Here is a 12634-nt window from a genome sequence, read left to right as displayed (position 1 = left end):
TGGCAAGCATTTCCTTAAAAACCTTATCACCCACATTCAGATCATTTATCCCATAGAAGAAGATCATGCTTGCCTTTGTGATCAGCAAGCCACTTTTGGTCGTTGTAGGATTAATAAAAGCCATATCCACGGCACCCTGTCTCAATTCCTCCGCAGCGTCCCTGCCGCCAATGATCGCCCCACCCCAGTATGGTTTGAATTTTAACTGTCCGTTCGTCTCTTTTTCCACCTTGGCCATCCACTTCTGATCAACAATACTGAATGGATTGTCCGGACCAAAGGGTGTTCCGTAGGTGATTTCGATGACCTTGCCCTGCTGTGCCATGGTGATACCCGACAGGCCCAACATCAGAAAACTCACAGCGATCAAAAGAACTAAACTGTTTCTCACTTTTTCCATGTTCATTTCCTCCCTCTTAAGTCTTTTGTCATGCATCATCTCAGCCCAAAATTCTCTTTTCAATAAAATCCGAGACCAGAGCCCGAATCTTTTCCTCATCCCATGCCCTCGCATCCACGTTGTCACAGGAGATCGACACCACAGGTATGCCGGCTCGCTCGAGCACCTTTGCCGTGAGAGGAGCGCGCATACTCAGCCTACAATTCTCTGTCACCATCTGGACCGCTCCCTGTACCTGATGATTCTTCGCTTCCTTCACATACCAGTCGTCATCCCCTAGGCCCAGGAAGACATGGCGCCCAGCAAGCGTCCTTAAGGGGTCATCGTGGAGAACAGCCCGGGCATAGCCGTCAGCTGCAATGGAGAGGTACATGGAGCAGACGAAGGTCGCCCCGTAATTCTCCTCAAAGTACTGGTAAAAGGAGGTGTTTGCCCAGAGACCCACACCTATCCACATGAGCCTGATCTTCTCGCCAGGACAGGCTACCTCGCCTTTCTCGACCTTCTCCCTAACTTCCTCGTAGAACATTCGGGTGAGCCGGACCCCATGCTCCGTGCCCCTATGCCACTGCGGCGGGTAATTGGCAAGCTGGTCCGCCAGCGTGACGGGACACGGCTTGCTTCGGGCTATGAGGTCTCTGGCCCTAGCGAAATAGTCTTCCTGCTGGTTCACGAGTTCCATAACCCGTCTCAGCCTTGCATGGCTCAGGGTTCTTCCAGTAGTCACCTCAAGGAACTTAATGAGTTCCTTCAACTCATCGACCCTCAGATCGATGCGGTGAGGCTCGATCACATCATCCCAGTGATCTCGAATCTTCTCCCACCAATGCGCATAGGGCATGCGCTGAGAAGTTTGTTCAATGGGAAAGAGAAAAGAACCGTACTGCCGAGCCCATACTTCACTGACCCTGAGTCCGGCATCACAGTCCGTGCTTCCTATAATGATTGATGGTCTCGGCAATCCGCCCCAGGGTGCCCGGCCGGGGTCGTTGTCCATGGTACAGCCAAGTCCAAGCACGCAGTAGCGGCACAGGTCGTAGCCCTCCCGTTCGAGCAGATCAAAATAGTATGAAGAGAGCCGTTTGGCAGATATCACAGCTGACCACCACTGTTTAGTAATCACAGGGATATCCATGGCCAGAAAAATCTCTTCCGCTTCATCGGCGTTGCAGATGGCAAAAGGCTCTCCCGCGTCGATGCGCGCCTTCACGTTTTGGAACCAGTCTTTCTGATATATCCCGACGGCTTCCGAGCTTTTCAATTTTTTTTTGCTTCTTTGTGTCTCCCAACTTCGGCTTTGGGCTCCCGCATCTTTGCCCGCATATTCGGCCATCTTTGTTATTCCTCTCGTAGCTTCTAAATGAAGAGCTTCGCCTGCTCCAGTTCGATGAATTCCTCATCTGACATGCCAAGGAGCTTTCTGCAGATAAACTCGTTGTGCTCTCCCATGCATGGTGACGTCGTTATCTGTGCCTTTGTACCGAGTAATTTGAACGGAGGGGTGGGGTGGCCAAACACACCGATTACCGGATGCTTAAGAGGGAGAAGGAATTCCCGTTCATTAAGTTGAGGATCGTGTTCCATAACGTCTTCCGCTGTTTGAACCACGCCAGCCGCTACACCAACGGCTTGCAGCATCTTCATCACGTCCTCTGCCGTGCGTTCCTTTGTCCACTCTCCGATGTGTGCTTCGAGCTCATCTTCATTCGTCTTTCTTGCTTCGAGGGTCGCGAATTTTCGTCCCACGGCCCAGGCTGGATTTCCTAGGACGCCGTATAACGCCTGCCATTCCTCATCGGTGAAGACGGCTACGGCGCACCATCTGTCATCGCCCTTGCACGGAAAAACCCCATGAGGGCTAGCGTGCGCGATCCGATTACCACTTCGGCTTCTTAGGTGGCCGTTTGCCTGAAAATCGAGGAGCTCGGGCGTGATCTGGTGCACGCTCACTTCGAGCATGTTCGCATCAATGTACTGCCCTTTTCCCGTGCGCCGCCGGTAATCGAGGGCGGCAACGATGGCCGAGACCGTAAAAAAAGGAACCACCGTATCGCTGTAGGGAGGATTGGGGCCCACGGGACTCTTATCCGGCCAGCCGGTGAGGTCGAGATAGCCGGAGAGGGATGAGCCCGTTCCATCGATACCCCACTCCTGTGCCATGGGTCCTGTCTGACCGTAAGCACTCGCCGAAAGCATTATAATATCGGGTTTGATCTGCCTGATGCGGTCATAACCGAAACCCAATTTTCCTATGGTCCCCGGTGTGAAGTTTTCATTCAGTACGTCGGCCCATCGTACAAGCCCCTCGACAATATCCCGAGCCCTAGGGTGCTTAAGATCAAGACTCAAACTTAACTTTGAGGTGTTATAGTGCGTGAACCAAGGTTTGTCATCTGGATTGGTTGCTGAGGAGCCGGACGTCAATCGATTGGCCCTAGTAAAATCAGGACGGTTGAGTGACTCGACACGGATCACCTGAGCGCCATGGTCAGCAAGGTACTTGCCCGTGAGGCTCCCGACCAGAGCCCATCCGAAATCCAGAACGTTTATTCCTGCCAGGGCCTGTTTTCCATTATCGGCACTGTGGGCCGGCGGTTTCTCGACGCCCGGCCTATTCGCCTGGCTTTTTCGATTTCGCGCCCCCGCGAGACTCGCCATAATCTTTTCGGTATGTTCACCCGTGATCGGAGCCGCCCGTCTCACGAAGTTCTCCGTCTCACTTGAGAGAAAATAGTGGCGAGGATACACGAGAGAACTTTCCACATCAGGTTCCTTGAGTGTCGTCCAATATCCACGTGCCTGTAATTGAACGACTTGGAGGACGTCGGCAGGGTTATGGACCACGCAGGCGTTGATTCCCCTTTTAAGACCTTCATCGGCAATCTCTTTCTTCGTGCGTCTCAGAAAAAACCTTGCTATAGCGCTCTGTTGGGCTTCGATGTCTTCTTTTGAGACGGCAGCCATGTCAAACGTCTCCCAGTCGGCGATTCGGTTCAAGGGATTCTCCATGCCATCTTCGTCTATCCATCTCGAGAGTGCCCGGTTAGCGTCGGCGTTGAACCGGCCGCCAAGAAAGTTCCAGAAAACGTAACCATCCTTGCATGCCCATATCCACTGGGTCGAGTGGACGCCGAATGTCCGGGCGGTGCCATTACGCGGTATCAGGCGTCTATCAAATTCCCATACTGCAAGGTTCGTCGATGTCCGTTTCGCTGGAACCTCCTGGAGGGAGACATCCACTTGTTGTCCTTCACCGCTTTGCTCCCTATGATAGTGCGCAATGATGGTTCCTGCTACTGCTGCGGCGCTGGATTCGAAACGGATGGAATCGGGTCCCTCCTTCAACGGGGGTCTGCCCGGATCCCCGTTTGTTACCATGACTCCACTCATGGCCGAGGCGATGAGTTCACCTCCCTTGTAATGAGCGTATGGACCGGCCTGCCCGAAGGGCGTAATAGAGGTCAGGATAACTCGTGGATTGACGCGCCTCAACGCTTTGTAGCCAAGTCCGAGGGTATCGAGATAGCCAGGAGTATAAGACTCAAGCACAAAATCCGATACAGCCACTAGTTCGAGGAAACGCTCCTGGTCTTCTTTGGTCGTTATATCAAGAATGATGCTTTGCTTGTCGGTATTGGACGCGAGCCACGCGAGGCCGAGCTGGGTTGCCCCTTCTCGATTAAAGAGAGGTGGCATCCTTCTTTCCGGGTCACCGCCAGGCGGCTCTATCTTAATCACCTCGACGCCGAAGGTCGCAAGAATTTTTCCGCATATCGCCCCTTTCTCGTCGGTTAGATCGAGGGCCCGTAATCCATTCAAAAGACTGTCGGTCATCTGCTTTTCTCCCCCTCTTTCAACGGGCTACAAATAGAAAGGCTACGCGCAACAGTCTCAACGAACCGTTCCATCCGCGCCTTGATTTCTTCCTTATCTGCCTCGGGGATCAAGTATTTTTGTTTCTTGAAGGTGATTGCGGGGATACCTTCCGCTTTGAACGCATTTTCCTCGTCCGGGTATTCCCAAGTCTGGGCGTAGTCCCACTCAAGAATGCTGAAGACCACGCCTTGAGCCCTGGCTTCTTTGGCGCTCCTTACGCAGTAATCAACACGCGCTTTCAAAGGGTACATGCGCGGACACGGCGATCTCTTTTGATATCGCGTAACAAGCCCCTCTAAAGGATCGAGTGATTCATCCACTAAGGTGTCAAAATTCCGGTTACCCCAACAGTTGTCCTCAGCCACGACAACACCTCCAGAGGCCTCCAAGATTTCATACAACTGCACGTTGTCAAGCGGGCTTGCTTCCACAAAAAGCCTCATTCCTTCTTTTGGAGGGAGATGGCCTGCCCCGTCAATAAACTGACCGAGTAGATTACTGTGTTCCTCTTTTAGCATAAACATTGAAGATCCGATAAGTTGAAGCGCTTCCACGCCAGAAACACGAGGAGGATCAGCGATTCTGAGAGCCTCGATCTGTTTGAGGATTCTCCTGTTTTCATTGCACGTTTTGATGGCTTCTGAGATCGATCTCTCGGTGATCTCTCTGCCTGACCAGTCGTCCAGTCGTACCTTGAATTCCTTGACCCTTTCATGCAAGTAGCGACTTGAGCGCCAGAATTTTGTATGGGGTGTATCAAACAAGAAGAGTTCCGGAATTTTCCCGGTGGGTTCTATATGTTTCACCGTCGAAAGTATCGAATGGAGTGCTTCAATAGCGTCTCTGGAATGAGGAATAACCAGAAAATCCAGAAAATCATATGCGCCGGTAAGAAGCATCTGAAATATGGAACGAATGAATCCCTCGTACACCGGTGCAGTATATTTGTCCGCCTGAGCTGTGCCGGCCCATGGTTCTCCGCTCAATCTGAGAGGAAAGAAACCAGCCGCCATTATCAGTTCCTCCGGCACGTCGACGCAGAGGTACCCGACTACCTTCCCTCCCGCTTTCTTCCATTTTCGGGCTGCAAGGTCTCGGTGCCGGTAGCAATCCTCCATGATATCGAGGGGCTTCATTTGTTTGCCAGCTTTCATAACGGCGTGCGCTCTCTTCTATCTTCCAAATGGGAACCTTACAATCGTGAAGCTTCCGGAGCGTTTGTACCCTTGAACGTTATTAGGAATGCTACAATAAATATATATTTTGGAGAATATGAAAAAACTTAGAGTATAGTATGAGGAAAATCATCATATCTGGGGAAGACCATCTTAAGGATAACGAGAGTGGCCGGGCATAACTTTCAAGTGACACTGCGCTATTCGAGGGTCAACAGATACGACCTGAGGCCGGTCTTTTTTCGGTTGAGGCTCAACTTTCTTCTGATCTGGTATCTGTGCTGACTGATTGCGTCCAGGGAGACGCCCAAAAGATCTGCGATATCTTTGCTGGTTTTGCCCTCTTTGATCAGGGAAATCACCTCCGTCTCTTTCGGGGTGAAATCGAAGGCACTTAACCTCTTCGAAAACGGAGAGATGATCTTGTTGAGGTTCGCCTCTATTATGTCGAGAAGACCGGTTTGCTTTGAATCCGGGCGCGTCTCTCTCAGCATGTGGGTGTAACGAAGGACCAAATCCTTCACATTGGAATAGACCTTTTCTTCAAGCTCACTCCTGTCATCCTCTCGCTGCCGGAGTAATACCTTGAGGGCGGTATTTACCTCTTCGAGACTTCGCGACTTGGCGTCAAGTGCGCTCTCGACCTCTTTTCTTCTCGCTATGTCCTGCTGAAGTTCTTCGTTTGCCTGATTCAGTTGCATGGTTCTTTCTTCGACCAGTTTTTCCAGATGGTCCTTATAGTTCTTCAATTCTTCTTCGATGCGTATCCGCTCCGTCACATCAATACCGGTGCCTATGACCGCGGGCCGTCCCTCGTAAGTCGTCACCGCAGCATATGTCTCGACATAAATAGTTTCGCCGGCCTTGGTTACACCTCGAAAGCTGAACTTTCCCTTGGGTCCAACCCCTCCTTTGAGTCGGTCCACAGAACGTCTCTCGGCCTTGTCCCAATCATCCGGATGGACGAGCGTCTTGAGCGTATTCCGATTTATCAGTTCGTCCGCCGTGTAGCCGTGCATATCAGCGAATGGCTGGTTCAGGTATTTAGCAACCCCATCCTCAAGGAGATAAATGCCGACGGGTGATTTATCGGCAAGGTCCCTAAACCTCTGTTCACTTTCGCGGAGCGCACGTTCGGTCTGTTTCTGGCCGCTTACGTCCCGCCCCACTGACTGGAATTCAACGAGCCTCCCTGCCTCATCCGTGATCGGATATACGTACCAATCGACCCACCTTACTTGTCCGTTCGACGTGATGACCTCATGCTCATAGTGCCCCGCCTGCATTTCATAAGCGATTGTCTCTACGGTCCGGATAATCTTTCCGCGCGCGTTTTCGGGCACAAACTCCTTCCACTTGCGTCCGATCAAATCCGAATGCTTTCGGCCGCAGATCTTGCAATAGCCCCTATTTACGAAGGTGAGCGTTGTGTCCGGGAGAAAGCAGCATATGGCCTCGAGGTCTGTTTCAAGGAGGGCACCATATCGTGTCTCGCGCATTGTTAATTCGTCTTCGGCCTGTCTCAAAAGACGCTCCTCAATCCCCAACTGGAGGATAAGCCATTATCCGATAGATTCTTTTTCTTTGCCCGGCGTCGTGTTCAAAACTTCGCCAGCCTGCGAAATCAGCGGCCCTCATCCCGAAAAGATGTAAATAACGACCCGTGCAAAACGTTTATTCCACGGCATGGCGTTTTACCTCTTCACGCCATCTTGCACAGAACTTGCGTTATTTATCACGAGCATTTTTCCCAAGTATACAATTTTCCTCGGTGCAAGTAAATCTGTTGTCTCTACGAGTTGGATACGGGTTCAGGATAATCGAGACCAATGTTTCCTGAGTTGAAAGGGTATAAAGAGCCCCGCCGCTTACAGTTGGGGGGGATGACTTGACCGGTACGGTCAGTGAAGCGGCGGGGTTTGGTAGCTACTTAATCAAGCACCTCTAGAATACCATATAAAACACTTTTTTTCAACTGGCCTTCCTGTCAACACCGATGATGCAGAGACGCCTTTTTGGGCTCAAGGGGTATAAGCATCCTTTTCCACCACAAAATCTTCGTTCGGGTACTGCTGCAGGGCTTTGGACATGAAATCCATCCAGATGGGCAGGGCTACAGACGCACCGGCTTCTCTGCTCAGGTTGATCTTCTTGTCATAACCGACCCAAACGGCGCATAAAAGATCGGGCGAAAATCCGATGAACCAGGCATCCCTGGATTCGTCCGTAGTGCCCGTCTTACCGGCCAGATAATAGGGCATTTTTGCCGCTGCCCTCGCGGTACCTCTCTGGATCACACCCTTCATCATATCAACAAGACCGTAGGCGACCTCCGGCGTCACTACCGGTTCCTCGGGAATCTCCTGATTGTACTTCTCCTCGCCTTCGATGGTGGTAATTGTCCTGAAAGCCATGGGCGGCATGTATGTGCCGCCTCTGGCAAACGTGGCGTAGGCCGCGGCTAGTTCTATGGGTGCTATCTCGGTCGTGCCCAGGGAAAGCGAGAGATTCGGTTCAAAATTACTCGTTATATGGAGCTGCTTTGCCATATCGATCACGTTCTCAACGCCAACCTTTTCAAGAAGTCTCACGGTCGCGGTATTTAAGGAAAGCTCGAGTGCTTTTCGCATGGTCACATCGCCGTGATACTCGTTATGATAGTTCTTGGGACTCCACACCGACCCGTTATGCGGGTTGTTAAACGAGATGGGCGCGTCACGCAGTATCATGTCCGGTTTGAAGCCCTGCTCCAGGGCGGTGAGATAGATAATCGGCTTAAAAGCGGAGCCCGGCTGTCGTCTGGCCTGGACCGCCCTGTTGTAAGGCGACGACGAGAAATCCCTGCCGCCGATCAAAGCCTTGATTTCCCCGGTTTTCACTTCCATGGCTACGAGCGCCACCTCGGGAGGTTCTGCCTGTGGATGGCGTTTCTGATAGGCCTGAATGCCTTTTTCAATGGCCTCGTAAGCAAAGTCCGTCATCTTCAGACTCAAGGTGGTCTTGATATTAAACCCGGTAGTATAGATCTCCTGCGGATCCTCCACCAGATCTTCCAGCGTTTGCCTTACGTACTCTGTGAAATACCCCGTCTTCTTCTCGTAGGTTTTGAACGGCGCTATGGCAAGGGCAGTATGCACGGCATTTGCATATTCTTCTTTGCTGATGAATCCCGCATCATACATTTTTCTTAACACGGTGTTTCTTCGTTCCACTGTTTTCGCAGGGTTCTTATAGGGAGAAAGCCGCGATGGAGACTTGGTCATGGCGGCGAGCATCGCCGACTCATCGAGTGAGAGCTCCCGTGCATGCTTGTGGAAATAGGTATACGACGCGGCCTCGACCCCGTGAGCGCCCTCCCCGAGATAAATCAGGTTGAGATACATGTTGAGGATTTCATCTTTCGAGTATGTCCGCTCGATCTGGATCGCGAGGATGGCTTCCTCGATCTTCCTCTTGAGCGTCTTTTGAGGGGTGAGATAGAGATTCCGCGCGAGCTGCTGCGTAATGGTTGACGCCCCCTCGGTAATACCTTTCCTCATGATGTTGCGATAAATGGCCCTCCCGATGCCCCGGATGTCCACGCCAAAATGCTTATAGAATCTCACATCCTCAATGGCAATGAACGCGAGCCTTAAGTGTCGCGGCATCTCAGTGATGGGAATGGGAACCCTCTTCTCCACGTATAACTCCGCGTAAAGCGTTCCATCGTCAGCAAAGAGACGGGTGGCTGATTTGGGACGATAGGTCTCGAGCTGCTTGACATCCGGGATCTCGAGGTAATTTACGAGTGCGTAGCCGAAACTCACCCCGAAGAGAGCGGGTACCAGCACAAAGAGAATGCTCAATTTGATAACTCTTGAATACATCCGGGCCTATAGTATACTTTATATCACTGATGTTATCAAACAAGAGGAAAATCGTTTCCATAAGCGGACCCACCTGCACCGGCAAATCATCCCTGGCGCTTCGTCTTGCGGACAAGTTTCGCGGCGAGATCATCAATTGTGATTCCATGCAGGTGTACCGGCACTTCGATATCGGCACGGCAAAACCCGATTCGACGATGCGCAAGACAATCCCCCATCACCTCGTCGATATCGTCGAACCCCACGAAGAATTCCACGCGGCCAGGTTCAAGGAGATGGCCGATCACGCTATCGAGGACGTGCTGTCCCGTGGCTTCTTGCCCATTCTTGTCGGTGGGACCGGCCTTTACCTCAGGGCGCTGATCTACGGACTCTTCAAAGCGGAAAAGGATAGTGAAATAAGGGAAAGACTTCAAAAAGAATATGCTCAGGACCCTCTCGCCTTTTATGAACGACTCAGGGAAATAGACCGGGACTATGCCATGAGGATAAGTTTTAAAGATAGAATTCGGGTGGTGAGGGCGATGGAGATCTTTCTTGTTACCGGCAAAAAGGTGACCGATCTTGAGAAAGATCACGGCTTTAAGCACCCTGTCTATGATATATTGAGAATCGGTTTAAGAAAAGACAGGGCAGAGCTCTATGCGAGCATCGATGCCCGTGTTGAAGAGATGCTCGCCGCAGGCTGGGTTGAAGAGGTGAAGGCTATTCTTTCAGGCGGGATCAGCGATGGGGTGAAACCTTTTTCCGGCATCGGATACCGAGAGATACTGCTCTACATTAAAGGTTCCATTCGCTATGAAGATATGGTAAAAGATATAAAGCAACAGACGAGACATTACGCCAAACGACAGTTTACGTGGTTTGCAAAAGAAAAGGATATGTACTGGTTCGAATATCCCGGTGATTCGGAAACAATAACAGATAAAGTGGACGCATTTTTGAACCTATGGAACTGAAAAGAATTATAGAAGCTATATTGTTCTCGTCATCAAAACCTGTGGCGGTCAAGCAGCTCAAGAAAAGGCTTGAAGAGTATCCGCCGGAAGAGGTCGAACGGTTTCTCCACGAACTTTGTGAGGAATACAACGGATCCGAGAGGGCCGTAGAGATTGCAGAAGTAGCGGGCGGCTACCAGATGAAGACCAGGGCTTTATACAGGGAATGGGCAAAACGATTTGTGCGCGAGAAAGATGTCGGTCTCACCAAATCGACGCTCGAGACCCTTTCGATTATCGCCTACAAGCAACCGTTGACTAAAAAAGAGATCGACTCCGTAAGGGGGGTAGATTCTTCGAGAGCCATCAAGCTCCTTCTGGAGAGACGGCTCATAGGAATCTCCGGCAAGAACGGCGCCGGCGATAAACGGATCGCCTTCGTGACCACGGAAAAGTTCCTTGAGGTATATGGTTTAAGAAGTATTGAAGACCTGCCGACATACAAGGATATAGAATCGTTGGGACTTAACCCATAGCAGCGGAAGACGGGTCTTCGGAGACGCGGGTTCGAAGTATGAAAGGTCTGGGATCGCACATGGTTTTCGCCCGAAGCCGAAACCTCAAGGGCCCATAGTAAAACCCAAAGCGACTTCAGTCGCGAGAGGGGAAGGCTCCGCGAGCTGTGCTCGTGGAGGGGGCAGATGATAGGCCCCGCACAGACAGCCGAACCAGCGACTTCAGTCGCGAGAGGGGAAGGCTCCGCGAGCTGTGCTCGTGGAGGGGGCGACGTGAGCCCCAGAAAATAGGAGGAACCATGGATATTTCTGAACTGCTCCGCTTTGTCATCGATAGTAAGGGATCGGACCTGCACATCAGTTCCGGGGAGCCACCGATCATACGTGTGCACGGCGAGATGACAAAGGTGGATCTGCCCGCCCTCGACAAAGAGGACGTGCATACCATGATCTATGATATTTTGAGTGACTTTCAGCGAAAGGTTTTTGAAGAGCTCATGGAGCTCGATTTTTCCTTCAGTCTCGGAGATCTGGCCCGGTTCAGGGTGAATGTGTTCAAACAGCAAAGGGGCGAATCAGCCGTCTTCAGAACCATTCCGAGCAAGATTCCTACTTTTGAGGAGCTCTATCTTCCCAAGGTCTTTAAAGACCTGGCCCTTCTGGAAAAAGGCCTGGTTCTCGTGACGGGGCCCACGGGAAGCGGTAAATCTACGACCCTCGCGGCTATCATCGACTTCATCAACGACAACAAGAAGGAACACATCCTTACCATTGAGGATCCTATAGAATTTCTTCATCTGTCCAAGAAATGTCTTCTCAATCAGAGAGAATTGGGACCCCATACAAAGAGTTTTTCCGCGGCTTTGAGGAGCGCCCTCAGGGAAGACCCCGACGTGATCCTGGTGGGCGAGATGAGGGACTTAGAGACCATATCGCTCGCTCTCACCGCAGCGGAAACCGGACATCTCGTGTTCGCCACATTGCACACGAGCAGCGCTCCCGATACGGTAGACAGAATCATCGACGTCTTTCCCGCGGGCCAGCAGAATCAGGTTCGCTCCATGCTTTCCGCTTCTCTACAAGCCGTCATATCGCAGAGCTTATTCAAGAGAAGAGACGGCAGAGGAAGGGTCGCCGCGTTCGAAGTCATGATCGCCACCCCTGCCATACGGAACCTTATCCGCGAGAACAAGATCGCCCAGATTCCTTCGATCATCCAGACGAGCAAAGGTCTCGGAATGCAGACAATGGAAGCGGCATGTCAGGACCTCATTGGCAAAAATATGGTGACAAGAGACGAGGTCTCCTTCTATCTCAGCAGTCAAAGGTGATGCCATGGAAATCATCGCGCAATATTTGAAGTATATGATCGAGACGGATGCTTCGGATATTTACTTCACGGTGGGAGTGCCGCCTTCTTTCCGCGTTGAAGGCATTGTCACCCCTTTTGCGGATGCCCAGCCGCTCACACCGCACGATACGGCTCGGATCGCCAATGCCATAATGAACGAGAGGCAAAAAAAGAAATTCGAAGAAGAGATGGAGATGAACCTTGCCCTCTACACCCCCCAGTACGGAAGATTCAGGGTGAACATTTTCAGGCAGAAAAGCTTTGTGGGGATCGTTGTTCGACAGATCAAGCTCAACATAAAGACTATAGACGATTGGGGCCTGCCGCCAATATTCAAAGAAATCGCCATGACAAAAAGGGGTCTTGTACTCGTCGTCGGTGCGACAGGTTGCGGTAAGTCTACGACCCTCGCGTCGATCATCGATTATAGAAACTCAAATCAGCCGGGGCACATCATCACCGTCGAGGACCCCGTAGAGTTCATCCATGAGCACAAAATGAGCATAGTAACCC

The 12634-nt window shown here is 51.5% G+C and carries 10 protein-coding genes; 4 read left to right on the top strand and 6 right to left on the bottom strand.

Going from position 1 to position 12634, the window contains the following annotated elements; genetic code table 11:
* From VMT62_15945 to VMT62_15920, 6 genes are all read right to left on the bottom strand, one after another.
* A partial coding sequence (locus VMT62_15945) for a hypothetical protein (GenBank protein ID HVN97922.1) occupies nt 1-400 on the bottom strand: 400 nt, incomplete at its 3' end.
* A 40-nt stretch (nt 401-440) separates the two neighbouring features.
* Entirely contained in the window at nt 441-1733 is a 1293-nt protein-coding gene (locus VMT62_15940; GenBank protein HVN97921.1) for a 2-hydroxyacyl-CoA dehydratase family protein, read from the bottom strand.
* A 23-nt stretch (nt 1734-1756) separates the two neighbouring features.
* Nucleotides 1757-4234, bottom strand: coding sequence for a CoA transferase (locus tag VMT62_15935; protein HVN97920.1), 2478 nt, complete (start codon nt 4232-4234; stop codon nt 1757-1759).
* Nucleotides 4231-5430, bottom strand: a complete 1200-nt coding sequence (locus VMT62_15930; protein HVN97919.1) for a 2-hydroxyacyl-CoA dehydratase family protein — start codon at nt 5428-5430, stop codon at nt 4231-4233. Before VMT62_15930 ends, VMT62_15935 begins: the two co-directional genes overlap by 4 nt.
* Before the next feature lie 221 nt (nt 5431-5651).
* On the bottom strand, nt 5652-6977 hold the full coding sequence (locus tag VMT62_15925) for a PAS domain S-box protein (GenBank protein ID HVN97918.1): 1326 nt from the start codon (nt 6975-6977) through the stop codon (nt 5652-5654).
* Between the two features lie 495 nt (nt 6978-7472).
* Nucleotides 7473-9296, bottom strand: coding sequence for a PBP1A family penicillin-binding protein (locus VMT62_15920; protein HVN97917.1), 1824 nt, complete (start codon nt 9294-9296; stop codon nt 7473-7475).
* 50 nt (nt 9297-9346) lie between these two features.
* Between VMT62_15920 and miaA the strand changes: the two genes are divergently transcribed.
* The 4 genes from miaA to VMT62_15900 form a co-directional block, all read left to right on the top strand.
* Nucleotides 9347-10276, top strand: a complete 930-nt coding sequence (miaA, locus tag VMT62_15915; GenBank protein HVN97916.1) for a tRNA (adenosine(37)-N6)-dimethylallyltransferase MiaA — start codon at nt 9347-9349, stop codon at nt 10274-10276.
* Nucleotides 10267-10791 carry an SMC-Scp complex subunit ScpB gene (gene scpB / locus VMT62_15910; protein ID HVN97915.1) on the top strand — a complete coding sequence of 175 codons (525 nt, stop codon included), beginning with the start codon at nt 10267-10269 and terminating at the stop codon, nt 10789-10791. The genes miaA and scpB overlap by 10 nt, the downstream gene beginning before the upstream one ends.
* A gap of 278 nt (nt 10792-11069) precedes the next feature.
* The gene (locus VMT62_15905; protein HVN97914.1) at nt 11070-12101 is read left to right on the top strand and encodes a type IV pilus twitching motility protein PilT; all 1032 of its coding nucleotides are present in this window, start codon (nt 11070-11072) and stop codon (nt 12099-12101) included.
* A gap of 4 nt (nt 12102-12105) precedes the next feature.
* The coding region (locus tag VMT62_15900; protein ID HVN97913.1) for an ATPase, T2SS/T4P/T4SS family at nt 12106-12634 on the top strand (529 nt) is incomplete at its 3' end.

This window comes from Syntrophorhabdaceae bacterium, from assembly GCA_035541755.1.
In the GTDB taxonomy this organism is placed as follows: Bacteria; Desulfobacterota; Syntrophorhabdia; order Syntrophorhabdales; family Syntrophorhabdaceae; genus PNOF01.
This window is presented reverse-complemented; position numbering and strand designations above follow the sequence as displayed.

Bases quoted from the DNA above. Each gene is read 5' to 3' on its own strand.
- VMT62_15940 (HVN97921.1), bottom strand. From the start codon at position 1,733: ATGGCCGAATATGCGGGCAAAGATGCGGGAGCCCAAAGCCGAAGTTGG.
- VMT62_15935 (HVN97920.1), bottom strand. From the start codon at position 4,234: ATGACCGACAGTCTTTTGAATGGATTACGGGCCCTCGATCTAACCGAC.
- VMT62_15930 (HVN97919.1), bottom strand. From the start codon at position 5,430: ATGAAAGCTGGCAAACAAATGAAGCCCCTCGATATCATGGAGGATTGC.
- miaA (HVN97916.1), top strand. From the start codon at position 9,347: ATGTTATCAAACAAGAGGAAAATCGTTTCCATAAGCGGACCCACCTGC.
- scpB (HVN97915.1), top strand. From the start codon at position 10,267: ATGGAACTGAAAAGAATTATAGAAGCTATATTGTTCTCGTCATCAAAA.
- VMT62_15905 (HVN97914.1), top strand. From the start codon at position 11,070: ATGGATATTTCTGAACTGCTCCGCTTTGTCATCGATAGTAAGGGATCG.